This window comes from Microbacterium sp. GXF0217 (assembly GCF_054798195.1).
Genome location: NZ_JBSJZG010000004.1, coordinates 305,670 through 328,614, shown reverse-complemented (window position 1 = coordinate 328,614; position 22,945 = coordinate 305,670). Strand labels below are relative to the sequence as shown.

The 22,945-nt window shown below is 69.6% G+C and carries 17 protein-coding genes; 9 read left to right on the top strand and 8 right to left on the bottom strand.

Annotated elements, in window-relative coordinates:
* Positions 1-7: 7 nt before the first annotated feature.
* Positions 8-1,237: an amidohydrolase gene (locus tag ACWAT3_RS10730; RefSeq protein WP_460798295.1), complete on the top strand. Its 1,230-nt coding sequence runs from the start codon at positions 8-10 to the stop codon at positions 1,235-1,237.
* 291 nt (positions 1,238-1,528) lie between these two features.
* On the opposite strand, the gene ACWAT3_RS10725 is transcribed toward ACWAT3_RS10730, so the two are convergent.
* Entirely contained in the window at positions 1,529-2,224 is a 696-nt protein-coding gene (locus ACWAT3_RS10725) for a GTP pyrophosphokinase (protein ID WP_460798293.1), read from the bottom strand.
* 122 nt (positions 2,225-2,346) lie between these two features.
* Here ACWAT3_RS10725 and ACWAT3_RS10720 point away from each other — a divergent pair, with 122 nt between their 5' ends.
* From ACWAT3_RS10720 to ACWAT3_RS10690, 7 genes are all read left to right on the top strand, one after another.
* The gene (locus tag ACWAT3_RS10720) at positions 2,347-4,416 is read left to right on the top strand and encodes an APC family permease (protein ID WP_460798292.1); all 2,070 of its coding nucleotides are present in this window, start codon (positions 2,347-2,349) and stop codon (positions 4,414-4,416) included.
* Between the two features lie 166 nt (positions 4,417-4,582).
* On the top strand, positions 4,583-4,672 hold the full coding sequence (locus ACWAT3_RS10715) for a potassium-transporting ATPase subunit F (RefSeq protein ID WP_460798290.1): 90 nt from the start codon (positions 4,583-4,585) through the stop codon (positions 4,670-4,672).
* Positions 4,672-6,351 carry a potassium-transporting ATPase subunit KdpA gene (gene kdpA, locus ACWAT3_RS10710; RefSeq protein ID WP_460798289.1) on the top strand — a complete coding sequence of 560 codons (1,680 nt, stop codon included), beginning with the start codon at positions 4,672-4,674 and terminating at the stop codon, positions 6,349-6,351. Before ACWAT3_RS10715 ends, kdpA begins: the two co-directional genes overlap by 1 nt.
* A gap of 1 nt (position 6,352) precedes the next feature.
* Entirely contained in the window at positions 6,353-8,509 is a 2,157-nt protein-coding gene (gene kdpB, locus ACWAT3_RS10705) for a potassium-transporting ATPase subunit KdpB (protein WP_460798288.1), read from the top strand.
* 21 nt (positions 8,510-8,530) lie between these two features.
* Positions 8,531-9,139 carry a potassium-transporting ATPase subunit KdpC gene (gene kdpC, locus ACWAT3_RS10700; protein ID WP_460798286.1) on the top strand — a complete coding sequence of 203 codons (609 nt, stop codon included), beginning with the start codon at positions 8,531-8,533 and terminating at the stop codon, positions 9,137-9,139.
* Complete coding sequence (locus ACWAT3_RS10695) at positions 9,136-11,676, top strand: ATP-binding protein (RefSeq protein ID WP_460798284.1); 2,541 nt, start codon at positions 9,136-9,138, stop codon at positions 11,674-11,676. Before kdpC ends, ACWAT3_RS10695 begins: the two co-directional genes overlap by 4 nt.
* On the top strand, positions 11,673-12,344 hold the full coding sequence (locus ACWAT3_RS10690) for a response regulator (protein ID WP_460798283.1): 672 nt from the start codon (positions 11,673-11,675) through the stop codon (positions 12,342-12,344). The genes ACWAT3_RS10695 and ACWAT3_RS10690 overlap by 4 nt, the downstream gene beginning before the upstream one ends.
* Positions 12,345-12,487: 143 nt before the next feature.
* Here the strand turns inward: ACWAT3_RS10690 and ACWAT3_RS10685 are convergent, their stop codons facing one another.
* The 5 genes from ACWAT3_RS10685 to ACWAT3_RS10665 form a co-directional block, all read right to left on the bottom strand.
* On the bottom strand, positions 12,488-14,539 hold the full coding sequence (locus tag ACWAT3_RS10685) for an iron ABC transporter permease (protein ID WP_460798281.1): 2,052 nt from the start codon (positions 14,537-14,539) through the stop codon (positions 12,488-12,490).
* Positions 14,536-15,570, bottom strand: a complete 1,035-nt coding sequence (locus ACWAT3_RS10680) for an iron-siderophore ABC transporter substrate-binding protein (protein WP_460798280.1) — start codon at positions 15,568-15,570, stop codon at positions 14,536-14,538. The genes ACWAT3_RS10685 and ACWAT3_RS10680 overlap by 4 nt, the downstream gene beginning before the upstream one ends.
* Positions 15,571-15,578: 8 nt before the next feature.
* Positions 15,579-16,436, bottom strand: coding sequence for an ABC transporter ATP-binding protein (locus ACWAT3_RS10675; protein WP_460798278.1), 858 nt, complete (start codon positions 16,434-16,436; stop codon positions 15,579-15,581).
* A gap of 76 nt (positions 16,437-16,512) precedes the next feature.
* Complete coding sequence (locus ACWAT3_RS10670) at positions 16,513-19,341, bottom strand: ATP-binding protein (RefSeq protein WP_460798276.1); 2,829 nt, start codon at positions 19,339-19,341, stop codon at positions 16,513-16,515.
* A gap of 65 nt (positions 19,342-19,406) precedes the next feature.
* On the bottom strand, positions 19,407-19,652 hold the full coding sequence (locus ACWAT3_RS10665) for a hypothetical protein (RefSeq protein WP_460798274.1): 246 nt from the start codon (positions 19,650-19,652) through the stop codon (positions 19,407-19,409).
* 249 nt (positions 19,653-19,901) lie between these two features.
* On the opposite strand from ACWAT3_RS10665, the gene ACWAT3_RS10660 reads away from it, so the two are divergent.
* Entirely contained in the window at positions 19,902-20,576 is a 675-nt protein-coding gene (locus ACWAT3_RS10660; RefSeq protein ID WP_460798272.1) for a rhamnogalacturonan acetylesterase, read from the top strand.
* 158 nt (positions 20,577-20,734) lie between these two features.
* Here the strand turns inward: ACWAT3_RS10660 and putP are convergent, their stop codons facing one another.
* Both putP and ACWAT3_RS10650 read right to left on the bottom strand, forming a co-directional pair.
* Complete coding sequence (putP, locus tag ACWAT3_RS10655; RefSeq protein ID WP_460798270.1) at positions 20,735-22,270, bottom strand: sodium/proline symporter PutP; 1,536 nt, start codon at positions 22,268-22,270, stop codon at positions 20,735-20,737.
* Between the two features lie 92 nt (positions 22,271-22,362).
* Positions 22,363-22,923 (bottom strand): TetR/AcrR family transcriptional regulator, encoded by a 561-nt coding sequence (locus tag ACWAT3_RS10650; protein WP_460798268.1) that lies wholly within the window; start codon positions 22,921-22,923, stop codon positions 22,363-22,365.
* Positions 22,924-22,945: the final 22 nt, after the last annotated feature.

Here is a 22,945-nt window from a genome sequence, read left to right as displayed (position 1 = left end):
TGAAGCCATGACGATCGACCTCGAAGCCCTGTACATCGATCTGCACCGGCATCCCGAGCTGTCCTTCCAGGAGACCCGCACGGCCGGCATCGCCGCCCAGCACCTGCGCGATCTCGGGCTCGAGGTCGAGGAGGGCGTCGGCATCACCGGTGTCGTCGGCCTGCTCGCGAACCCCTCGTCGGACGGGGAACCAGGGCCGACCATCTGGCTGCGCGCTGACATGGACGCCCTGCCTGTCGAGGAGCAGACCGGGCTCCCCTACGCGAGCACCGCGACCGGGATCGACCCGGCAGGGAACACGGTTCCCGTCATGCACGCGTGCGGGCACGATATGCACGTCACGGCGATGATCGGGGCGATCGAGCGACTCGTCGCGACGCGCGCCGAGTGGACGGGGACCGTCGTGGTCCTGATCCAGCCGGCCGAGGAGTACGGCGCCGGAGCACGAGCGATGCTGGATGCCGGCATCCTCGATCGGTACCCGAAGCCCGACATCGTGCTCGGTCAGCACGTCACCCCGCTGCCCGCCGGCATCATCGGCGTCCGCAGCGGCACGCAGATGGCGGCATCCGACGGCCTCACCGTGACCCTGCACGGCCGGGGCGGGCACGGCTCACGCCCGCACACCACGATCGATCCGGTGGTCATGGCCGCCGCCACCGTCATGCGTCTGCAGACCATCGCGTCACGCGAGACCGACCCGCAGGGCGTCGCAGTCGTCACGGTCGGCTCGATCCACGCCGGGCTCAAGAACAACATCATCCCGACCGAGGCGACGCTGGAGCTCAGCCTGCGCTACGCGGACGACGCGTCACGCGCCGCCGTGCTCGCCAGCGTCGAGCGGATCGTGCGCGCCGAGGCACTGGCGTCGGGTGCCGAGCAGGAGCCCGAGATCCGCACGGATCACACCCTGCCGCCGACGATCAACGACGCGGATGCCGTGGCCCGCGTGACCACGGCATTCCAGCGCGAGCTGGGGGAAGCAGCCGTGATCGACCCCGGCATGATCACCGGCAGCGAGGACGTCTCCTGGTTCGCGCGCGATGCCGGCGCGCCGCTGGTGTTCTGGTTCCTGGGCGGCGTCGACCCGGCGACATTCGCCGCGGCCAGGGCGAACGACACGATCGCGCAGGACATCCCCACGAATCACTCGCCGCTGTATGCCCCCGAGATCCACCCGACGATCGAGGTCGGCGTGACGGCTCTGACGACCGCTGCCAGGGAGTTCCTCGGCTGAGCCGGGTACACCTGCACGAGCCGGGAACGCCCGCGGGGCCAGAAACCGATTCTCGGCCGTGCATCCGTTCCCGGCTCGTGCAGCTGTACCGGAGAACGCCGCAACCGATTCCGCGTCTGGGCCAGGGAGTTCCTCGGCTGAGCCGGGTACACCTGCACGAGCCGGGAACGCCCGCGGGGCCAGAAACCGCTGTTCGGCCGTGCATCCGTTCCCGGGTCGTGCAGCTGTACCGGAGAACGCCGCAACCGATTCCGCGTCTGGGCCAGGGAGTTCCTCGGCTGAGGCCGGGGCTCAGACCTCGACGACGCGCGGTGGCGGCGGGGCGAGCTGCCGGCTCGGCGATCCGTGCGCCTCGCGGTGCAGGCGCTCCATCCGGACATCGAGCTCGGCGGCGGCATCCGCGGCATCCGAAAGACTGTCGACCAGGTGCGACGGAACCTGATTCGAGAACTTGTAGTAGATCTTGTGCTCGAGGCTCGCCCAGAAATCCATCGCGATCGTCCGGAACTGCACCTCGACCGGGACCGAAAGCGCGCCGGTGGAGAGGAAGACCGGCACCTCGAGGATCGCGTGCAGGCTCTTGTAGCCGTTCGGCTTCGGGTTCGCGATGTAGTCCTTGACGACGCGGACGGTGATGTCGTTCTGCGCGGTGAGCAGATCGAACAGGCGGTAGACGTCGGCGACGAAGCTGCAGGTCACGCGGACGCCGGCGATGTCGGTGATCTCGGCGCGGATGCGGTCGAAGTCCGGCTCCGCGATCCCCTTGCGGGCGATCTTCTCCACGATGCTGTCCGGCGACTTCAACCGGCTCTTCACGTGCTCGATCGGGTTGTACGCGTGGTCGTGCGTGAACTCGTCCCGCAGGATCGAGATCTTCGTCTCGACTTCGCGCATGCCGAACTCGTACTCCCGCAGGAAGCGCTGGAACTCGTCACGGAGTTCCTTCGTCTGGCGAATGGTGTCCTCGGTGACGTCAACGGTCGTCATGGGATCGACGTTACGGGTTCGTGATCGGAATCGGCTGTGCGTCCGTGCTGAGGGCGACAGACGTGAGGATTCCGTAGGGGAGCCGTGACGCCCCGTAGGGATTCCGTGAGGATCGCGCCCGGATGCCGCACAGCGGCGTAGCGTCACCGGACGTGACGAACGAGACACGTGATCCGCAACTGGTCAAGCGCATCCTGCTCGGCGACCCACTTTCGTCGGAGGAGAGCGCCGAGCAGCTGCTGCCGAAGCGGCGAGCGCTGCCCATCTTCGCGTCCGATGCGCTGAGCTCCGTGGCCTATGCGCCGCAGGAGCTGGTGATGATCCTGCTGATCGGCGGGCTCACGTTCCTCTCGTTCACACCGATCGTCGCCGTCGCGGTCGTCGTGCTGCTGATCGTCGTCGTGCTGAGCTACCGTCAGCTCATCAAGGCGTACCCTTCCGGCGGCGGCGACTACGAGGTGGCGCGCAAGAACCTCGGCGAGATCCCCGGGGTCGTCGTGGCATCCGCGCTGCTGGTCGACTACGTCCTCACGGTCGCCGTGTCCGTCGCATCAGGAGTCGACAACATCATCTCGGCGATCCCCGGGCTGGACCCGGCACGGGTGGAGCTGGCCGTCGGATTCGTCGTGCTCATCATCATCGTGAATCTTCGCGGCGTCCGGGAGGCCTCGTTCGCGTTCGCGATCCCGACCTACATCTTCATCGGATCCGTCGGCGTCATGATCGCGACCGGGCTGATCCGGACGTTCCTCGGCGATGCTCCGGTCGCGTCGAGCGCCGAGTTCGCCGTGCACGCCGAGGATCTCAGCCAGGCCGCCGTGATCCTGCTGATCCTGCGCGCGTTCTCCAGCGGATGCTCGGCGCTCACCGGTGTCGAGGCCGTCGCCAACGGGGTCCCGGCGTTCCGGGCGCCGAAGGTGCGCAATGCCCAGGCCACGCTCGTGCTGATGGGCTCGATCGCCATCTGCCTGTTCGCCGGGCTGACGGCGCTGGCGCTGATCAGCGGCGTGCACTACGCGGAGGATCCGTGCGCTCTCATCGGTTTCGACTGCGCGACCCCGCAGCCGAGCCTGATGGCCCAGGTCGCGTCTGCGACGTTCGGCGGCGGCAGCATCCTGTTCTTCATCGTCCAGGCGGCAACCGCCTGCGTGCTGCTGCTGGCCGCGAACACCGCCTTCAACGGCTTCCCACTGCTCGGGGCCGTCCTCGCCCGTGACGGCTACGCGCCGAAGGCGCTCAACACCCGCGGCGACCGGCTGGTGTTCTCCAACGGAATGATCCTGCTCGGCGTGGCCGCGATCGCCGTGCTGATCGTGTTCCAGGCGCGCCTGACCACCCTGATCCAGCTGTACATCATCGGCGTCTTCGTGTCGTTCTCGCTCGGGCAGATCGGGATGGTGCGCCACTGGCGTCGGATGCTCCGGTCGGCGGCGGTCGGGCCATCCGATCGCCGGGGAGCGCGGCTGGGGCTCGTGATCAACTCCGCAGGCGCCACGCTCACGGTCCTCGTCCTGGTCATCGTCACGATCACGAAGTTCACGCACGGGGCGTACCTGGTGTTCTTCGCGATTCCGATCCTGGCTTTCCTCATGATGGGCGTGAAGCGCTACTACCGCGATGTCGACCACGAGATCGCGATCGACGACACGACCCGCTTCGGCTCCACCGGCGACGTGGCTCTCGTCCTGGTCAACAAGCTGCAGAAGCCAGTCGTGAAGGCGCTCGACTACGCAGTCGCGGCCAAGCACGGCAAGACCGTCGCCGTGCACGTGGCCGTCGAAGGCGACGAGGCCGCCCAACTGCAGCAGGAGTGGGCGGATCACCTCATGCCGGTGCCGCTGATCATCCTGCAGTCGCCGTACCGCTCCTATGCCGAGCCCATCGCGCAGTTCATCGCGCAGTACCGCGACAAGCACGGCCCGTCGGTCGTCACCGTCTACCTTCCGCAGTACATCGTCGGGCACTGGTGGGAGAGCTTCCTGCACAATCGACGGGCACGTCGAGTGGCCTCGCAGCTCATGCTCGTGCACGGCGTGACGATCACGCTGGTGCCCTGGCTGCTGGATTCGTCCGAGATCATCTACGGGCGCCGCTCGCGTCCCGTGCCTGGACAGGAGCGGGCCGGCCGACCGGTTGTCGCGAACGGCCGTCGTGCGCACCGTCCGGCGGGACCGCCGGACCTCGGAGCGTGAGCATCCCGCATGGTTCCGGCCCGATCTCGTAGGGATGCCGTGAGGATCGATGCGTCCCGCACGGCGCGGGAGTTGTATCGGGTCTCGTGCTCGATCTCCTTTATCTCGCGCTGACTCTCGCGCTGTTCGCCGCCATCTCCCTCGTCGCGAAGGGGGTGGAACGGCTTTGATTCTCTTCGAGATCGCGGCCGTGGCTCTCGCCCTCGCCGCCGTCGTCTACCTCGTCATCGCCCTCGTCCTTCCGGAGCGCTTCTGATGACCGCCACGATCTGGCTCGGCATCCTGCAGGCGGCGACCCTCGTCGCCGTGCTCGTGGTGCTGTATCGCCCGCTCGGCGACTACATCGCCCGCGTCTACGCCTCCCCTCGGCATCTGCGCGTCGAGAGCCTGACCTACCGGGTGATCGGCGTCGACGCCGAATCGGAGCAGACGTGGCGGGCGTATGCCCGCGGCGTGCTGATCTTCTCGGTCACCGGACTCCTCCTGGTCTATGCACTTCAGCGCGTGCAGGCGGTGCTTCCGCAATCGCTCGGGCTGCCGGCCGTGCCGGAGGGGTTGGCCTTCAACACCGCCGCCTCGTTCGTCGCGAACACGAACTGGCAGTCCTACTCGCCCGAGCAGACGATGGGCTACACGGTGCAGCTCGCCGAGTTCACCGTGCAGAACTTCGTCTCGGCCGCCGTGGGCCTCGCCGTCGCCGTCGCGCTCATCCGAGGCTTCGCCCGGCGCGGCTCGACGAGCATCGGCAACTTCTGGGTGGATCTTACCCGCGGCCTCGTGCGCATCCTGCTCCCGCTCGCCGCGCTCGGCGCGGTGGCGCTCATCGCGGGCGGAGTGGTGCAGAACTTCTCCGGCTTCACCGATGCGACCTCGCTCTCGGGGGCTGCGCAGGCGATTCCCGGCGGCCCCGTGGCCTCCCAGGAGGCGATCAAGCTGCTCGGCACCAACGGCGGCGGATTCTTCAACGCGAACTCGGCGCACCCCTTCGAGAACCCGACGGCGTGGACCAACCTGCTCGAGATCGTGCTGATCCTCGTCATCCCGTTCTCGCTGCCCCGCGCCTTCGGGCGCATGGTCGGCGATGACCGTCAGGGATACGCGATCGCCGCGGCCATGGGTGTGATCTTCCTCGCATCGACCTTCGCACTGTCCGCGTTCGAACTGGCCGGCCGCGGCGCGGCGCCCGAACTGGCCGGCGCCGCGATGGAGGGCAAGGAGCAGCGCTTCGGCATCCTCGGTTCCGCCCTGTTCGGCAGCGCATCGACGCTGACATCGACGGGCGCCGTGAACTCGATGCACGACTCGTACACGGCGCTGGGCGGCATGATGCCGATGATCAACATGATGCTCGGAGAGGTCGCCCCCGGCGGCGTCGGATCGGGCCTGTACGGCATGCTCGTGCTCGCGGTGATCGCGGTGTTCATCGGCGGGCTGCTCGTCGGCCGCACCCCGGAGTACCTCGGCAAGCGCATCGGACCGCGTGAGATCAAGCTCGCCAGTCTGTACATCCTGGTGACGCCTGTCCTCGTCCTCGGTGGCACGGCGCTGAGCTTCGCGCTCCCCGGCATCCGCGAGGACGTCGCGTCGACGAGCATCCTGAACCCCGGCGTGCACGGCATGAGCGAGGTGCTCTACGCGTTCACATCGGCCGCCAACAACAACGGCTCCGCCTTCGCGGGTCTCACCGCGAACACGCCCTGGTTCAACACGGCCCTGGGGATCGCGATGCTGCTCGGTCGGTTCCTGCCGATCGTGCTCGTGCTCGCGTTGGCCGGATCCCTGGCCGCACAGGAGCGCATCCCCGCGACCACGGGGACCCTGCCCACCCACCGGCCGCAGTTCGTCGGTCTGCTCACCGCCGTCGCGGTCATCGTCACGGCGCTCACCTACTTCCCGGTCCTCACTCTCGGACCCCTCGCCGAAGGACTCGTCTGACATGGCACTGCTCACCTCCCCCTCCCCTGAGACCCCGACGGCTGAACTCGTCGGCGAGGCATCCGCATCATCCGCCCCGCGCCGGGCCTTCGGCTGGCGGCCCCTCGTCCAGGCCCTTCCCGGCGCCGCTCGCAAACTGAACCCGGCCGCGCTGGTCCGCAACCCCGTGATGCTGCTGGTCTGGGCGGGCGCCGCCTTCACCACGATCCTCGCCGTCGTCGAGCCGTTCCTCGCGGGAGCCGCGGAATCCGGCGGCGCGCCGCTCCCCGCCGGTTTCACCTGGGGCATCGCCGCCTGGCTGTGGCTGACCGTGTTCTTCGCGAACGTCGCCGAGTCCGTGGCCGAGGGCCGCGGCAAGGCGCAGGCCGCGACGCTGCGCAAGACCCGCACCAGCACACTCGCCCGTCGCGTGGTCGGTTACGACGCGACGACGGATGCCGATGCGCTTCGCGCACAGACCGCCGAGGTGGCCTCGTCGGAACTGCAACGGGATGACGTGGTCGTCGTCGAGGCCGGCGAACTGATCCCCGGAGACGGCGACATCGTTGCCGGCATCGCGACCGTCGACGAATCGGCGATCACGGGCGAGAGCGCACCGGTCATCCGCGAATCCGGCGGCGACCGCAGCGCCGTCACCGGCGGGACGCGCGTGCTGTCCGACCGGATCGTCGTGCGCATCACGTCGAAGCCGGGCGAGACGTTCGTCGACCGCATGATCGCGCTCGTCGAGGGCGCGAACCGGCAGCGCACGCCCAATGAGATCGCGCTGAACATCCTCCTCGCGAGCCTGTCGATCGTGTTCGTCGTCGCGGTGCTCACGCTCAATCCGATCGCGGCCTTCGCGGCATCCCCCGTCAGCATCCCTGTGCTCATCGCCCTGCTCGTCTGCCTGATCCCGACGACCATCGGCGCGCTGCTCTCGGCGATCGGCATCGCCGGCATGGACCGGCTCGTGCAGCGCAATGTGCTGGCGATGTCCGGACGCGCGGTGGAGGCGGCAGGCGACGTCACGACCCTGCTGCTCGACAAGACCGGCACGATCACGTACGGCAACCGCCGCGCCGACGAGGTCCTGCCGCTCGACGGCGTCGACGACGCAGAACTGCTCCGCACGGCCGCGTTGTCGTCCCTGGCCGACCCGACCCCGGAGGGCGCATCGATCGTCGACCTCGCCGGAGCACGCGGCATCCGGATCGATCAGCCGTCCGATGCCGTCGTCGTGCCGTTCACGGCGCAGACCCGGATGAGCGGCCTGGACCTCGCGGACGGCACGCAGATCCGCAAGGGTGCCGGCTCCGCCGTGAGCGGCTGGCTCGGCCTGGGCGGTGCGGATGCCGAGCTCACCCGCCGGACGGATGCCGTGGCCGGCAGCGGCGGGACCCCGCTCGTCGTGGCGGTGAAGACCGCGGACGGCACGGGACGCGTGCTCGGCGTCGTGCACCTCAAGGACATCGTCAAGGCGGGTCTGCGCGAGCGGTTCGATGAGCTGCGATCGATGGGCATCCGCACCGTCATGATCACCGGCGACAACCCGCTCACCGCTGCGGCGATCGCGCAGGAGGCCGGTGTCGACGACTTCCTCGCCGAGGCGACTCCGGAGGACAAGCTCGCCCTGATCCGACGGGAGCAGGAGGGCGGACGGCTCGTCGCGATGACGGGCGACGGCACGAACGATGCACCCGCGCTCGCACAGGCGGACGTCGGCGTGGCGATGAACACGGGCACGTCGGCGGCGAAAGAGGCCGGCAACATGGTGGATCTCGACTCGGATCCGACCAAGCTCATCGACATCGTCCGGATCGGGAAGCAGCTGCTCATCACGCGCGGAGCGCTGACGACCTTCTCCCTGGCGAACGACATCGCGAAGTACTTCGCGATCATCCCCGCCATGTTCATGGGAGTGTTCCCCGGGCTCGCCGCGCTGAACATCATGCAGCTGCACTCACCGGCATCCGCGGTGACGAGCGCGATCATCTTCAACGCGATCGTGATCGTCTTCCTCATCCCGCTCGCGCTGCGCGGCGTCGCGTATCGGCCGGCCGGCGCCGCGCAGATCCTGCAGCGCAACCTCCTCGTCTACGGCCTCGGCGGCGTCATCGCGCCGTTCATCGGCATCAAACTCATCGACCTCGTCGTCAGCCTGCTCCCCGGCTTCTGACGCCCCCAGGAAAGGCACACCATGTCCCAGCCCCGCACCACAGTGCGCACCATCGGCGTCGCGGTCCGCGCGATGCTCGTCTTCACACTCGTCCTCGGTGTCGGGTACACGCTCGTCATCACCGGGATCGGACAGCTCGCGATGCCCTGGCAGGCGAACGGCTCCCCCGTCGCCGACGAGAAGGGCGACGTGGTCGGCAGCGCCCTGATCGGGCAGTCCTTCACCGATGCGGCCGGAGAGGCCCTGCCGGAGTACTTCCAGTCCCGCCCGTCGGCTGCCGGATACGACGGACGCGGCTCGACGGGCAGCAACCTGGGGCCCGAGAACCCCGAGCTCGTCGCCGCGATCGACGAGCAGCGGCACGCGATCGCCGAACGCGAGGGCGTGCCTGTCGAGGAGGTCCCGGCGGACGCGGTGACCTCGTCCGGGTCAGGGCTGGACCCGCACATCAGCGTCGACTACGCGCTGCTGCAGGTGCCTCGCGTCGCCGAGGAGCGCGGCATGGACGAGACCGAGGTGCGCACCCTCGTGGAGTCTAGGATTCAAGGGCGGGACCTGGGGTTCCTCGGCGAGGAGCGCATCAACGTCGTGGAGCTGAACCTCGCACTCGACGGGCAGGAGGGCTCATGACGGGAGGGCGCACGACGCGTCGCGGCCGCCTCCGAGTCCTGCTCGGGGCGGCCCCCGGCGTGGGCAAGACCTTCGAGATGCTCGTGGAAGGCAATCGGCTCCGGGAGGACGGCGTCGACGTCGTCATCGCGTACGTCGAAGCGCACGGGCGCAGCGCGACCGCTGCGCAGGCGGCGGGGCTGCCCGTGGTGCCGCGGCATGTCGAACGGCATCGCGGTGTCGATCTGACCGAGATGGACGTGGCCGCCGTGCTCGCCCGCGCGCCGCAGATCGCGCTCGTCGACGAGCTCGCGCACACGAACGCGCCGGATTCACGCAACCCCAAGCGCTGGCAGGACGTCGACGAGCTGCTGGACGCCGGGATCGACGTGATCACGACGGTCAACGTGCAGCACATCGAATCGCTCAACGCCGTCGTCGAGAAGATCACCGGCATCGCCCAGCAGGAGACCATCCCGGATGCCGTGGTGCGCGGCGCTGACGAGATCGAGGTCGTCGATCTCGCGCCGCAGACCCTGCGTGACCGGTTGGCTGCGGGGCTGGTCTACCCGGCCGAGCGCATCGACGCGGCACTGTCGAACTACTTCCGTCTCGGAAATCTCACCGCCTTGCGAGAGCTGGCGCTGCTGTGGCTCGCCGACGAGGTGGACAGCGCCCTGCGCAGCTACCGGGCCGAGCAGGGGATCGAAGGCAGCTGGCAGGCTCGTGAACGCGTCGTCGTCGCACTCACCGGAGGGCCGGAGGGCGAGACGCTCCTGCGCCGGGGGGCGCGCATCGCGGCTCGGTCGGCCGGCGGCGAGCTGCTCGCCGTGCACGTGTACTCGCAGGACGGATTGCGTCGCGACGTGCCGGGGGCGCTGACGACGCAGCGGTCGCTCGTCGAGTCGCTCGGTGGCACCTACCACCAGATCGTCTCGGACGACGTGCCTGAGGCCCTGGTCGAATTCGCGCACACCGTGGACGCCACGCAGCTCGTGATCGGCGTCAGCCGGCGCGGCCGCGTCGCCGCAGCGCTGACGGGTCCCAGCGTCGGCACGGAGGTGATCCGCCGGTCCGGCGACATCGACGTGCACATCGTTACGCACGCCGCGGCCGGCGGGCGGGCCAGGCTGCCGCGGATCACCGGGGGCGCTCTCGGCTGGCGTCGGCAGCTGCTCGGATTCGCGGTCGCACTGGTGTTCGGGCCGCTGCTGTCCTGGCTGCTGTTCTCGCTGCGCAGTCCCGAATCGATCACGTCCGAAGTCCTCGCGTATCAGCTGCTCGTGGTCATCGTCGCCCTCATCGGCGGCATCCGGCCGGCGGTGTTCGCCGCTGTACTGTCCGGCATCACGCTGGACGTGCTGTTCGTCGCGCCGCTGTACACGGTGACGATCGCGCATCCGCTGCACGCGATCGCGCTGCTGCTGTACGTCACGATCGCGATCCTGGTGAGCATCATCGTCGACCAGGCCGCCAGGCGTGCGCGAGACGCGCAGCGGGCGACGGCAGAGGCCGAACTGCTCGCTTCGGTGGCTGGGAACGTCCTCCGCGGTGACAGCGCCGTGCTCGCCCTCGTGTCTCGCACTCGCGAGGCGTTCGGTCTGAGCGGGGTGCGGCTGGTGGCCCGCGACGGCGATGTGATCGCCCGCGATGGCGAGCCGTTGCGCGACGGGCGATCGACGACGTATCCGGTCGGCGATGCGAACGGCGAACCACGCGCCACGCTCGAACTGCACGGCGAGCCGCTGGACGCACCGTCACGCCGTCTGCTCGACGTGATCATCGCCCAGTTTTCCGCTGCCATCGAGCACACCGACCTCAGCGCGACGGCGCGGGAGGCCGAGGCCCTCGCCGAGACGGATCAGGTGCGCAGCGCTCTGCTTTCGGCGCTGAGCCATGATCTTCGTCGCCCGCTCGCCTCCGCTGTCGCGGCGATCGGCGGCCTGCGCGGAGCCGGCCGGATGTCCGCCGCCGATCGCGCCGAGCTGCTCGCCACGGCCGATGAGAGTCTCGAAACCCTGTCGAAGCTCGTCACCGACCTGCTGGACGTGAGCCGCGTGCAGGCCGGCGTCCTGGCGGTGTCGACGACGCACGTGGACGCCAGCGGCAGTATCCTCGCGGCTCTCGATGAGCTGTCTCTCGGGCCGGCGGACGTCGAACTCGCGCTGGACGCCGAGCTGACGCCGCTCAGCGCGGACCCCGTGCTGCTGCAGCGTGTGCTGGTCAATCTGCTCGCCAACGCGTTCCGCCACGCCCCCGACGGCGAGCGCGTGCTGGTGTCGACGAGCCGGTTGGGGACGAGAGCCGAGATCCGCATCGTCGATCGAGGCGTCGGCGTCCCGCAGGAGCGACAGGGAACGATGTTCCAGCCGTTCCAGCGGCTGGGCGATACCGACAACTCGACCGGGCTCGGGCTGGGGCTCGCCCTCTCGCGCGGATTCACCGAGGGCATGGGCGGTACCCTGAGCCCCGAGGACACCCCCGGGGGAGGCCTGACCATGGTCGTCTCGCTCCCGCTGGCAGAGCCCGACATCGACGGAGGAGGAACCGCGGGATGAAGCTCCTCATCGCCGATGACGATCCGCAGATGGTGCGCGCGCTGCGCATCACTCTGGCCGCGCACGGCTACGACGTGGTCGCCGCAGCGGACGGGGCCGCGGCCATCGCCATGGCCGCGCAGGCGCACCCCGACATCATCCTCCTGGACCTCGGGATGCCGAGGCTGAACGGGATCGAGGTGATCCAGGCGCTGCGGGGATGGACGACCGTCCCGATCATCGTTGTGTCCGGGCGCACCGGTTCCGCCGACAAGGTGGATGCTCTGGATGCCGGGGCCGACGACTACGTCACCAAGCCGTTCCAGGTGGATGAGCTGCTGGCCCGGCTGCGCGCACTCTCGCGGCGCGCGGCGCCGACCGGGGGCGAGTCGACGGTATCGTTCGGCGACGTCGTCGTCGACCTGTCGGCGCGGATGGTCACACGTGCCGGCGACCGCGTGCATCTGACGCCGACGGAGTGGCGGATGCTGGAGCATCTGGCGCGGCATCCCGGCGCCCTCGTCACCCGACAGGAGCTGCTCAAGGAGATCTGGGGAACCGAGCAGGTCGCGGACTCGGGTTATCTGCGGTTGTACATGTCGCAACTGCGCAAGAAGCTCGAGCAGGAGCCGAGCGCGCCTGTGCACCTGCTCACCGAGTCGGGCATGGGCTACCGGTTGGTGCTCTAGACGCGCTGCCTGTTCTCTTGCTCCGCGCGGGGGTCGCGAATGGTCGTCTCACCGCGTCCGAGGCGACCGAACGCGACCGGTCACGCGCCCAGCGCGACCTCCCTCGCTCGTTGAGCGAGCGGAGCGAGTCGAAATGCGCCAACTCAAGCGTCGCGCGACCGCCAGAGCAGCCAGACGAAGTACGGCGCACCCAGCAGCGCGACGACGAGGCCGGCCGGCAGCTGCTCGGGCGCGATGACCGTCCGCCCGATCGTGTCGGCGGCACCCACCAGCAGGGCCCCGAGCAGAACGGCGACGGGGATCACCCGCGCGTGCTTCGCCCCCACCAGCGCCCGCGCCGCATGCGGGGCCACGAGGCCGACGAAGCCGATCACGCCGACCGCGGTGACACTCAGCGCCGCCAGCACCGCGGCGGTCACCAGCAGCACGAGTCGCGTGCGCTCGAGGCCGATGCCGACCAGGCGCGGGGTGTCCTCGTCGAGCGCGAGCACGTCTTCCTCGCGGCGCAGCGCGAACGCGAGCGGCAGAGCGATCAGCAGGACGATGGCGATCGGGACGATCTGCTCCCAGACCCGCCCGTACGTCGTCCCGGACAGCCAGGTGTAGATCTTCGGGGTGTCCCACGGGTTGGCCCGCAGCAGCACGAACGTCGTCAGAGCCACGGTCCCGTACGAGACGCCGATGCCGATCAGGATGAAACGGTCGGCGTTGAGCCCTCGTCGCCAGGCGAGCAGGTAGACGAGGGCGAAGGCGAGCAGCGCCCCGACGACAGCCGCGACGACCATCCCCGCGGTGGAGGCGACAGCGCTCGTCACCACGATGACGGCGCCGAGACCCGCACCGCCCGTCACCCCGAGGATGCCGGGGTCGGCCAGCGGGTTCCGGCTGACCGCCTGAATGAGCGTGCCCGAGAGCGCCAGCGCCGCGCCGGCGCACACCGCTGCCGTGATGCGCGGAGCACGTTCGGAGAGGGCGAAGGCGATCTGCGGCGGCGCGTCGCCCTGCAACCACAGGGCCACGTCCCCGGTGCGCAGCAACGAGGCACCCAGCAGGAGACCCGCGATCACGATGCCGACGACGCCGACGATCGACAGGGCGAGCACCGTCCAGAACCGGGTCGTGCTGCGCACCCCGAAGCGCACGGACGGAGGTTCGCGGGTGGGGCCGGCATCCCTCAGCCTGCGCGCCATCAGCACCAGGATGACGGCGCCGAGCAGCGTCGTCGCGACGCCGGTCGGGATGCTGATGGCCTGCTCGGCCCCGAGCAGCGCGCGCAGGATGGCATCCGAGAGGATGACGACGAGGGCGCCGATCAGGCCGGATGCCGGCAGCAGGAAGACGTGTCGTGCGAGACCCGGAATCACACGGGTGAGCAGACGGGCGAGCACGGGCGCACACAGCCCGACGAAACCGAGCGGACCGGCGAGCGTCACAGAGATCGCCGTCAGCGCGACCGCGAACAGGATGCCGACCGCGCGCGTCGAGCGGATCGGAACGCCCAGCGACGAGGCAGTGTCGTCGCCGAGCGCGAGCACGTCGAAGCGCCGCCCCATCAGGATCGCAACGGCGAGCACGAGCAGGACGATCGGAGCGGCCTGCAGGAAGGCATCCAGATTCAGCTGCGTGAGCGAGCCGCTCCCCCAGGCGAGCAGACCGTCGGTCTCCTCCTGGAACAGGATGAGCAGCGTCGACGTCCCGGCCTGGAACGCCATCGCGAGCGCGGATCCGGCCAGCACGAGCCGAGTGGTCGAGGAGGCAGCACCGCCGGCGAGCCCGAGCACGATCACCGCGCCGACCAGCCCGCCGGCGAACGCCACGGTGCCGGACGCCCAGATCGGCACGGCGATCCCGAACGCCGTCACGATCGTCACGGCGAGGTACGAGCCGGCCGTGACGCCGAGCGTGTCAGGGGAGGCCAGCGAATTGCGCGCCAGTGACTGCAGCAGCGTTCCGGCCACGCCGAGCGCGATGCCGACGGTCACCCCGGCGGCGAGGCGCGGGATGCGCGAACCCCACAGCACGGTCTCGTCGGCGAAGACGGCGCCGCTGGTCCCCTGCGTCAAGTGCCACAGCGACACCAGCACGAGCAGGACGCCGAGCGCGACGAGCGCAGCGACAGGACCGAGACGCGCGGCGCGTCGACCGGTCGCGGCATCCGCCCCGACCGGCGCGCCGCGCGTCTCGGTGAGCGTCACTTGCTCAGCGCGCCGACGTATGCGTCGATGATCTGCTGGGCCGAGCGGGGACCACCGAAGGTCCAGATGCCGGCCGGGAAGCTGTAGACACGCTCCTCGGTGACGGCGGGGAGGGACGCCCAGACGCTGTTGCTGTTCAGCGCGGTGACGAAGTCATCCTCGGTGTCATCGACGGTGCCGGTGTGCAGCAGGTTCGCGTCGCCGACGGCGACCATGCCTTCGATGTCGGTCTGACCGAGGCCGTAGGCGGCGTCGACCTCTCCGGTCCACGCGTTCGTGAGCCCGAGCTCCTCACCGAGCTCACCGATGAGCGATCCCTGCCCGAACGGACGGATCGCGACGTTGCCGCCGTCGATCCAGCCGTCGAAGAAGACGAAGTCGGTCGTGGCCAGATCGGCGTCCGCGAGCTCGCCCTTGGCGTCGGCCAGGTAGGCGTCGAACTCGTCGGTGACGACCTGGGCGCGCTCCTCGCGACCGGTCGCCTGCGCGATGAGGTCGAACGTCGAGAGCATCTTGGCGATCGGGTCGGCGGCGTCAGCGCCGATGGTGGCGAGCACGGGCACGTCGTACGCCTCGAGCTGCGCGATGATCTCGTCGTCCGCACTGGATGCCTCGACGATCACGAGGTCGGGATTGGTGGCGAACAGGGCCTCGAGGTTCGGCTCCTGGCGCGTGCCCACGTCGGCGACGCCCTCGGGGAGGACCTCTGCGGTGTCCCAGGTCGAGTAGCCCTCGACATCGGCGACGGCGACCGGCGTGACGCACAGCGTGAGGGCGTCCTCGATCTGCTGCCATTCCAGGATGGCGACGCGCTCGGCCGGCTTGTCGAGCTCGACGGTGCGACCGTAGTCATCGGTCAGAGTGACCGCATCGGTGGAGGTCGCGGTGTCGTCGGCCGAGCAGTCCGCGCTGGCGACGGTCTCGGGGGCAGCGGTGTCCTCCGCGGCGACGTCGGTGGTTCCGCAGCCGGAGAGCGCGAGCGCGAGGACGCCGAGCGCCGCGAGCGAGGCGAGGGGTGCCTTCTTCATCATTCCTCTGTTCAGATCGTCGAGGCGGCGGCCAGGGCATCCGATGCCGAGCGGCGCCGCTCTTGGTGACGCCCGCGCGGGTACACGCGGACGTGGCCTGTCTCGGCGTCGACGACGGTGTCGATGCGCAGTCCGTAGACCTCGGAGAGGTTGTCGGAAGTGAGCACGTGTTCAGGGGATCCGGCCGCGTGGACGCGGCCGTGGTTCACGAGGACGACCTCGTCGGCGACGGATGCCGCGTGGTCGAGATCGTGCAGCACGACGCCGAGCGCGGTGCCGCGGTCGGCGAGGTCGCGCACGAGTTCGAGCGTCTCGATCTGGTAGCGCAGGTCGAGATGATTCGTCGGCTCGTCCAGGAGAAGGATGCCGGTGTCCTGGGCGAGGCAGGTGGCCAGCCACACGCGCTGCAGCTCACCGCCGGAGAGTTCGTCGACAGCGCGGTGCGCCATCTCCGTGAGCCCGGTGAGAGCCAGCGCTCGGTCGATGGCCGCGCGGTCGGCATCGCTCACGCCCGAGAACCGGCCGCGGTGCGGGTGGCGTCCGAACGCGACGACGTCGCGGATCTCCAAGCCGGACGGATGCGGTCGCGACTGCGACAGCATGGCGACGGTCCGCGCGAACTCCCGGGCGTTGAGCGTGCGCGACTCGGCGTCTCCGACGTGCACGCTGCCCGCGTCGATCGGGTGCAGCCGCGCCAGCGAACGCAGCACCGTGGACTTGCCGCTGCCGTTCGGGCCGATGAGCGCAGTGACGGCGCCAGGGCGCAGTTGCAGCGACACGTCGTGGACGACACGATCCTTGCGGTACCCGAGTGCCAGGTTCGCGCCGCGCAGGGCGCTGGCGGGAGCGTGAGGATCGGGTGCATTCACGTTAGGAGAGCCTAACCTATCGAAGCGGGCGAGCCAAGCCCGGGACGGCTCCGTCGGTTACCCCGTGAGCGGAGGCTCAGCGGCGGGCGAGCACCAGCGCCGCCTCGGTGCGCGTCGCGACGCCCAGTTTGCGGAGGATCGCCGACACATGCACGCTGGCCGTCTTCGTGCTGATGAACAGGCGTTCGCCGATCTGACGGTTGCTGAGCCCTTCCGCGACGAGTTCGAGCACCTGGCGCTCTCGGGCCGTCAGTTCGGAGCCCTGGGCGGCCGCCGCGTGCGTGCCGGTCCTTGCGCTCAGCTCCGCCACGGAGCGCTGCAACCGATCGTGGCCGATCTCCGCGGCGATGCGCGCTGCGTCGTCGAGCAGAACGGTCGCGCCCGCGCGATCGCCATCCGCGAGCAGGGCACGGGCCAGCTCCAGACGGACAGCCACCCGCACGACGGCAGGCATGTCGTCGGCATCGCCGGCGACCATGGCCTGCTCGAGCGCGGACCGCTCGCCGCCGAGGAGAGCATGCAGGACCTCCGCCCAGGCGGCATCCTGCAGCGACTCTGGCTGCGTCGCCCAAGCGTCGTGGATCGCCGCGGCTGCGGCATCCGACCGAACCCCGGCGGCTCGCGCCTCGGCGACGGCCCAGGCTCCCTCGAGCAGCAGCCGGCGCTGGTTCGCCAGCGCGGGCCCCTCGTCAGCGGTCATCCGGTCGATCACGCCGAGGGCGCCGGACCAGTCGCCGCGGGCGATCGCCAGGGCGAAGTCCGCCTCGATCGCGTAGTACCAGACCTGCCGTTCCATCGGCGCGGTCCGCAGCAGCGCCGGCATCCACTCCGCCCACACCTGATCGCCGTCATCGACCCGCCCCCGCCAAGCCAGCGCGCGGATGCGCGACGTCGACAGATACAGCCCCGAGCGCTGCACGATGTGACGATCCGGCACCGTCGCGAGCAGACCCTCCACCTGATCGATCTCGCCGAGCGCGATCAGCGGTTCGATCATGTTCTGCGTGAGAGCACCGCCCGAGCTGCGCAGGACTCCGAGCTTCCGCACGCGCTCGAGCCCCTCCTCGGCCACGCGCAGTGCCGCGCGATAGTGCCCGCGCAGCGTCAGCGAGTCCGAGTAGTTGACGCGGAACTGCACTCCCGCCCGCCCGTCCTGTGCGAGCTGCTCGGCCTCATCGAACGCCTGCTGGCCGAACTCCAATTCGCCGAGCAGCATGAGAGAGCAGGCGCGCAGGTTCAGCGCGATCGAACGCTCGCTCTCATCGGCTGCCGATGTCGCCGCACGCTCCGCGGCGGTCGCCGCGATGACCGACGAGACCACCCTTCCCGCGAGCATGTGCCGGCTCGCCAGCCCGTTGAGCACCGTGGCGCGCAGATGGCCGTCGTCGATCCCGTGCTCATCGAGCAGCGCGAAGGCGCGCTCGTACCCGGCCCTGGGCCCTGGGCGTCCGAGGTTCGAGAGGTACTGAGACCGGTCGCGCACGAGGCGGACGTGCTGCACGGGATCGACGGACTGCTCATCGAGTTCGTCCAGGCCGAGCTGAACGACGGCGAGTGCCCGCTCGTCATCGCCCGCATTGCGCAGGACCGACCCGAGCGTGATGAGCAGAGCGATGCGGTCGACGCCCGCCGCGTCCTCGGCATCCGGGACCTGCTCCCAGAGTTCCAGCACCAGCTCGCCGAACCGGGCGGCGCTGGCGAACGCATAACCGGACTTGGCCTGCCGCATCGCCGCCACGGCCGACGCGAGCGCGCGCCGGCGATCCTGCGCGAGGCGCCAGTGGTACGCGAGCGAAGCGTGGTTGCCTGACCCGTGCTCTTCGAGCGCCTCGGCGTATGAGCGATGCAGCCGCGCGCGCTCGCCGGGCAGCAGATCGTCGTGCACCGCTTCGCGCAGCAGAGCATGACGGAAGCGGTAGTGCTCGTCGTCGATCACCAGGATGCCGCTCACGGCGGCCTCTCGAATCGCCGCGTCGAGGCGCTCGTCGTCGAATCCGGTCAGCCGTGCGAGCAGCGGATGCGACAGCGCCCGCTCTGCTCCAGCGGCGATGCGCACGACGGTCCTGGCGTCATCCGCGAGCCGGTCGAAACGGGTGAGCAGCAGACCGCTGAGGCTCTCCGGGAGAGGCTCGTTCGCGCAGCACGCGAGCTCTTCGATGAAGAACGGCACTCCCTCGGCGCGCTCGTGCATGCGCTCCAGTGCCGCATCGCTCAGCGGTCGCCCTGAGAGCTGCTCAGCGAGGGAGCGGGTGGCCTGGGCATCCAATCGGTCGAGCACGATCCGTTCGACCAGCCGGGCCCGCCGTACGTCCGCGATGAAGCGGCTGGTGGCGTCTCCGCGCCGGACGTCCTCGGAGCGGCAGGTCAGCAGGATCAAGACACGACCGCGCTCGAGGGTGCGCAGCAGGAACGACAGCAGCGCCAGAGTGGAGTCGTCCGCCCAGTGCAGATCCTCGACGAGGATGATCTGCGGACGGCGCATCGCCGCGGCTTCGATCAGCGTGGCGATCGCGTCGCGCAGCGCTTCTGGGCTGGTGCGCTCGCGCCGCACCGCCTCTGTCGAGAGCTCGGGCAGCAGCATGCGCAGCGCCTCGCCGCCCGCGCCGACCGCGGCCAGCGCGTCGTCGGGCCCGAGGACCGACACGAGCGAGCGCAGGATGCCGATCAGCGGGCCGAAGGGCGTGCGGGCGGCCCCGAGGTCGAGGAACCACCCGGCGTGGACATCGGCCCGATCGCCGACGGATGCCTGGAACTCGCGCACCAGTCGGGTCTTGCCGATGCCGGCCTCGCCTTCGACGAGGACGGCGGTCGGGTCGCCGCCGTCAGCGCGCTCGAACGCACGCACGACATCGGCGAGATCGGCGTCGCGGCCGACCATCGTCGACGTGAGCGTCGCGAGGGACATGCCTTCATCGTGCCACTGCCCACGGACGTCCGGGGCGGACGCGGTGAGGACCGCGGCTGTGCTCGTCACCGTGCGGGGGCGGGTGCGGGTGTTCGGCCCGCGCTGTCGCTCGACGCGAACTCGGCAGGTCGCACTGCCGACTTTCGCGTGCCCGGTCGCAGTGCAGCACGGATGCGCTCGAACCAGCTGGGCCGCAGCATACCCTGCGTCTCGAGTCGTTCGAGAATCGCGCGCCGACGCTCGACCGCACGGTTGAGCATCTGCTGCTCCTCGAGCATGGCGGTGATCGTGAGAGACGGGTGCTCGTACATGGTGACTCCTCGGTTGGGATGTCTCCACACTCCGCTCTAAGGCACCCGCCGGACATCGGGCGAATGCCCTATTTCTCTCCGCGCGGCGACACCCCGCCGCGCCAGTGGGGCGTCGTACCTCACCGCATGAGAGCTCTGCGCCGTGAGACGCATCCAGGCTGACGCGGTCTCACCTCGCAAAGTAAGTCTCATGGTCACGGACGTGCCCGCCCGGTCGCAAGAAAACGTTTCCCGTGCCAGACTCGATCCGTGACCTATCACCTCGCCGGCGACTCGACCGTCGCCCCCATGAAGCCTGAAGAGATTCCGCTGACCGGGTGGGGCCAGTTCCTCGAAGAGGCCTCTGGCGTCCCCACCCGCAACCACGCGTTCGGCGGTGCGACGACCGAGTCGTTCATCGAGTCCGGCTCCTGGGAGCGTCTGATCGCCGATGTCCGCCCCGGCGACACCGTGGTCATCCAGTTCGGGCACAACGATCAGAAGCAACCTGAGCTGCTCGCCTCTCGCGGCGGCTACCAGGATCGCCTGCGACGGTTCGTCTCCGACGTGCGCGAGCGCGGAGCGGATGCCGTGCTCTGCACGTCCTGCGCGCGCCGCTGGTTCGACGGCGACCGCGTCACACCGACGCACGGCGACTACCCCAACGCCGTCCGCGACCTCGCCCATGAGCTCGATGTGCCGCTGATCGACCTGTCGGTGTTCACCACCTGGCTCTACGAGGATCTCGGCGACGAGGGGTCTGCCCGACTGCTCTCGCATTACGCGCCGGGCGAGACGACGGCGTGGCCGGACGGGCTGACCGACGACACCCACTTCCGCATCGAGGGTGCACGCAAGATCGCGGCGTTCGTCGCGGCATCCCTCCGTGGAATCGAACGCCGCGACGGCGACCTGCCGCCGCGCGGCGGCGCACTCGTGCACTGACCGCGCTTCCGGTCGCACTTCGTGTCGGAAAGCTCGCGCGCAAGCGACACGGAGTGCGACCGGAACAGCCCGAACCGCAACCGAACGACGTGAAGTGCGACCGGAGAGTCCGCACGCTGGCACGGCACGCCCCGCTCCGTGCGGGTGCCACGCGCGACTCAGGGCGTCATGCGGTCGCCCCGCGCACCCCGTCCGACGCCGTTGACGAGGAGCAGCGCACCGGTGTCGCTGAACTCCTGCAGGATCTCCCGCTGACGCTCGGAGTCCGCGCGGTGCGTCAGCAGGCTCACCACGACGGCGGCGATCATCGCGCACACGAAGGCCGGCAGCAGTTCGTACATCTCCGGCCAGACGGCATCCCAGATGAACACGCCTGCCGCACCGACGAACATGCCGGCGAGCGCTCCCCAGTTCGTCAGTCGGCGCCAGAACAGGCTCAGCAGGATCAGCGGCCCGAACGCCGCACCGAACCCGGCCCAGGCGAACGACACCAGCCCGAGGATGGTGTCGTCGGGGACGAGCGCGAGGACCGCCGCGATGATCGCGACAGCGAGCACGGCGATGCGCCCGAGCAGCACCATGCGCTTCCCGTCCGGCGGCGTCTTGCGCATCACTTTGTAGAGGTCTTCGACCAGCGCCGACGAGCACACGATCAGCTGGCTCGAGATCGTCGACATGATCGCTGCGAGGACGGCAGCCAGCACGAGGCCGGCGACGAAGGGATGCAGCAGCGTCTGCGACATCACCAGAACCACGGTCTCCGGGTTCGCCAGGTCGATGCCCTGCGACGCCATGTAGGCGATGCCCACGAATCCCGAGAACACGGCTCCGACCAGCGAGATGACCATCCAGGTCATGCCGATGCGACGCGCGCTCTTGGCCTCACGAGGACTGCGCAGCGCCATGAACCGCACGATGATGTGGGGCTGGCCGAAGTAGCCGAGCCCCCACGCCAGCGAAGAGATGATGGCGAGCAGCGTTCCGCCGGTCAGCGCTGTGCCGCCGAGGAACGACATGTGGTCGGGCGCGAGCTCCTGCACGTAGGCGCCGACCTCGCCGAAGCCGCCGACCGCCACGACCGCCGCCACCGGGACGACGATCAGGGCGATCAGCATCATCAGCCCTTGGACGACATCGGTGAAGGATGCGCCGAGGAAGCCGCCGAACAGCGTGTACAGCAGCGTGACACCGGCCACGAGCGCCATCCCGAGCAGATAGTCGGAGTTGAAGGAGCTCTCGAAGAACACGCCGCCCGCGACCATCCCGGACGAGATGTAGAGGGTGAAGAACACCAGGATGACCACACCGGCGAGGATCCGCAGCAGCCGCGACGAGTCGCGCAGCCGGTTCTCGAAGAAGCTCGGCACCGTGATCGAGTTGCGCGAGACCTGCGTGTAGGCTCGCAGCCGCGGCGCCACGAGAAGCCAGTTCAGATACGCGCCGATCGTCAGACCGATCGCGATCCACGCCTCGATCAGACCGGAGAGGTAGATCGCGCCGGGCAACCCCATGACGAGCCAGCCGGACATGTCGGATGCCCCGGCGCTGAGCGCAGCCACCCACGGCGGCAGGTTCCTGCCGCCCAGCATGTAGTCCTCGTGATCGGTCGTGCGTTTGAACGCCACGTAGCCGATGATCAGCATGGCCGCGAAGTACAGCCCCAGCGCGATGAAGATGAACACCTGGTCGGACATCGTCGTCCCTTCCGTCGTGCGGCGAGTCCTCCGATCCTGTCAGGGCCGGATGCCGAGGGCCACCCCTCCTGCCGACGCGACCGCCCGGCGTGTCAGCCGAGCGCCGCCGAGATGAGCACCTCCGCGGCGTCCCTGGCCTGGACGGCCGCCTGCGGATCGCCGGAGATCGCCGCCGTGCTCTGCGCGCCCTCCGCGAGGATGGACAGCTGCGCCGCGAGCGCCGTCGTGCCACCGGCATCCTCGACGAGCTCTGCCATCGAGCGCTGGAACGAGGCCTTGTGCTCGCGGACGATCCGGGCGACCTCTGGGTGGGTGCCGCCGAGCTCGCCGAACGCGTTGATGAACGCGCACCCGCGGAAGCCGTCGGTGCAGAACCAGTCCTCGAGATAGCCGTAGACCGCGAGCAGCCGATCGCGCGGGTCGGCACCGGCAGTCGCCACCGCGCCGGCCAGCGCCGCGTCCCATTGGGCGTGCTTGCGCTCCAGCACCGCGGACACGATCTGGTCCTTCGACGGATACAGCGCGTACAGACGTCGCAACGACACGCCGGCCGCCGCGCGCAGCTCATCCATCCCGACCGCGGCGTAGCCCTTGCGGTAGTAGCGCTCCTCCGCGGCGGCAAGGATGCGCTCACGCGCCTCGCTCTCGTCCATGCGATCAGTGTACTTGACATGA